Origin of the sequence: Mesorhizobium sp. M4B.F.Ca.ET.089.01.1.1, assembly GCF_004022605.1 — a bacterium.
Lineage (GTDB): Bacteria > Pseudomonadota > Alphaproteobacteria > Rhizobiales > Rhizobiaceae > Mesorhizobium > Mesorhizobium abyssinicae.
This window is the reverse complement of the sequence record NZ_RZOS01000613.1, coordinates 1-2,741: the sequence shown is the minus strand read 5'-3', so window position 1 is coordinate 2,741 and position 2,741 is coordinate 1. Positions and strand designations below refer to the sequence as shown.

Annotated in this window: 1 protein-coding gene and 2 pseudogenes; 2 read left to right on the top strand and 1 reads right to left on the bottom strand. The window is 58.7% G+C overall.

What is annotated here, in order from left to right; translation table 11 throughout:
• Both EN780_RS31570 and EN780_RS31565 read left to right on the top strand, forming a co-directional pair.
• Nucleotides 1-200 (top strand): annotated as a pseudogene (locus EN780_RS31570) (transposase domain-containing protein); the annotation flags it as partial.
• 848 nt (nucleotides 201-1,048) lie between these two features.
• The gene (locus tag EN780_RS31565) at nucleotides 1,049-1,786 is read left to right on the top strand and encodes a class I SAM-dependent methyltransferase (protein ID WP_128276224.1); all 738 of its coding nucleotides are present in this window, start codon (nucleotides 1,049-1,051) and stop codon (nucleotides 1,784-1,786) included.
• On the opposite strand, the pseudogene EN780_RS31560 reads toward EN780_RS31565, so the two are convergent.
• Nucleotides 1,734-2,529: pseudogene (locus EN780_RS31560) on the bottom strand (IS3 family transposase); the annotation flags it as partial. The gene EN780_RS31565 and the pseudogene EN780_RS31560 sit on opposite strands and share 53 nt — an antisense overlap.
• Nucleotides 2,530-2,741 lie beyond the last annotated feature (212 nt).

Below are 2,741 nucleotides of genomic sequence, written 5' to 3'. Positions count from 1 at the left end.
CAGCGTGGCGCCGACCGAACCGCCGTCATGACGACGATGATCATGACCTGTCGCCTCAGCGACGTTGATCCGAAGGCCTGGCTCGCCGACGTTTTGCCCGTATCGCTGATCTGCCCATCTCGCGTCTGCACGAACTGCTGCCTTGGGAGTGGAAGCGCTCGCGTGAGCCTGAAAAGCCCGCTGATCAGCAGGCCGCCTGAACCTCACGCGCGACAATCATAGAGCTGCAGGGTCTCGCGCGCACCAACAGACTCCGCGGCCGTCGCCGTATGCGTACGATGATCACGCCGATCTCCGCAGAGCCGCAACTCCCGCCGCGAACCGCCCTCGCGCCAAGTGCAAGGCGATCCACAACACTTCGGACCCCCCCCGCGTAAGTTTGTAGTAGTTGACCAGAGAGTTGAAGGCATGCACTCGGTGGCGCGGCTACTCCGGCTTCTGCCAGCCGCCTCGAAGTACCTACACACTACTTGGAGGCGTGGAGGCCGACGACCTCCTCGCACGCGGCGTCCCTGAGACGCCGGTACCTTTTGCGACTCGATTGTTCATTGTCGAGAGCCTGACAAAAATTGTGTCGGAGGAAGCAAACAGAATCGGACGCGAAAAGCCAACATAAGGAATTAGACCGCTTTTGGAGTTGGCATAGCTCTTGCGTTTTTTGGACTGTGACGTTCCACCTGCGCACCAGAGTCGTTCGATATCAGCACCGATGATTTCGCTTGAGAGCTTGACTAATGCGACATCCTTCGAGCAGTTCCTGGCCACGGAACGGATCGATGTAGGAGACATTATCGGCGAACTAGAATCTTCTGTATTGGCCAGTGTAGGTGCGCAGTCACTGGATGCGCGCTCCAGTTCTATGGCGATGCACCTTTCGGTGAAATCTTCTGCTCAGGTTCCGAGCAACCACGAACTAGTCAATGCAAAAGGATACGCCGGATGTTCGCGGATTGGCCGAAAATAGGGCCAAATTCCTCAATGCGAAGTACAAAAGCGAGGGTTGACTTAGATCGAACGACCCCACGTCCGTTCAACAGGAGAATATAATATGTCTGATGATTTCGTCTACGGTGACAACTGGGCCTCTGTCTATGAACAATATACTAGCATGCGAGGTAAAGTCGCTGAGGCAGACGATGCTGCTGCCGTTCTTGAGAGGTATTGCAGTGGGGGGAGTGCTCTTGAGCTAGGTATTGGAGACGGACGCGTGGCAGTGCCGCTGAGCGAGCGGGGCGTCAGGGTCGAAGGTATCGACAATTCGGATAGCATGTTGAAACTTCTCGCGAATCGCACCGATCTGATCAAGACTTGGAAGGGGGACATTGCCAATTTCAGCTCAGAGCAACGCTACGATTTGGTGTATTGCGCTTATAACACGTTCACGGTGCTCTTCACACGCGAAGCGCAAATAGCTTGCCTCCGATCTGCCGCAGAAGCGCTGCATGATGCGGGTACTTTGGTGATAGAATTGGGTGTGCCGGCCTTGGATGGCTTCGTAGGCGGCCAGAAAACTACTACACTGTTCGTGGATTACGAGAATACGATCCTCGCCGCGGATGTCCACGATCCACTAAACCAGAACTTGGTCTCAACGCTCCTCTGGTTTTCTGGCACATCAGTCAGACGTCTGCCACATCGCGCTCGCTACGTATATCATCAGGAACTCGATACCATGGCCGAATGCGTGGGACTGAAGCTGGTGGAGCGTTGGGGAGATTGGGCTGGAGGTGCGTTTACCGAAGGGTCCAAACGTCACATCTCGATTTACCGCCGAGCGGGGCTTTAGTCCGGCTTTTCCGACGGCCGATCTTTGAGTGATCTCCAAGCGCAAAACATGTCTTGATGGTCGGCCACGCTTTTGGCACTCCTGTGATTTCTCTCTGTTCGCAGTCGGCAATCTGCCGGGGCACGACATGAGCAACCGGCGGAGACGCGAAGCCTTCATTGAGCGCAGCGTCGGAGCCGGTTGCGGCGAGGGTTCCGGCGAAGGCCGCCGGGGTCTGGTAGCCGAGCGAGGAATGCGGCCTCGCGATGTTGAAGTCGTGCCTGCCGAGCAACGCGCCGACCGGAGATCGACGTGTCCGGGATCGCGGCAAGGCATTCGCGCGTCACGTCGTCGACGATGTTCAGCACCCGGAACCGTCGCCCGCAGGCGAACTGGTCATGGACGAAGTCCAGCGACCAGCGCGCGTTCGGCTTCGCCTCAACCAGGATCGGCGCCCGCGTGCCGACCGCTCGTCGCGGTGCCTGGCGTTTGCGTACCGTCAGGCCCTCCTCGCGGTAGAGCCGGTAGATGCGATTGACCCCTGATGGCTCGCCCTCTCGCTGGAGCAGAATGAACAGGCGTCGATAGCCGAAGCGGCGGCGCTCGTTGGTGAGGTCGCGTAACCTTGTGCGCAGCTCCGTCTCCGGCGGACGCCACCGATAGCGGACCATCTTGCGATCGGAACCGACGAAGGAACAGGCCCGACGCTCCGACACGCCCATGACGGCCTGCAGATGCGCGACGGCTCGCGCTTGGCGGCGGGCCCTACCATTAATGGGATGGTCCGCCCCGTCCTCCCGCAGCATCATCTGGGCAGTCACAACAAAGGAGGTTGCAATGTCCCTACGCAATGCGCCGCGCCCCGCGGCCGTCTATGGTGTCGATATCGGCAAGAACATCTTCCACGTCGTCGGCTTGGACAGCGACGGCGAGCCCGTCCAGCGAGTTCGCTTCCGACGCGATACGTTGATGAAGT

Bases quoted from the DNA above. Each gene is read 5' to 3' on its own strand.
- EN780_RS31565 (WP_128276224.1), top strand. From the start codon at position 1,049: ATGTCTGATGATTTCGTCTACGGTGACAACTGGGCCTCTGTCTATGAA.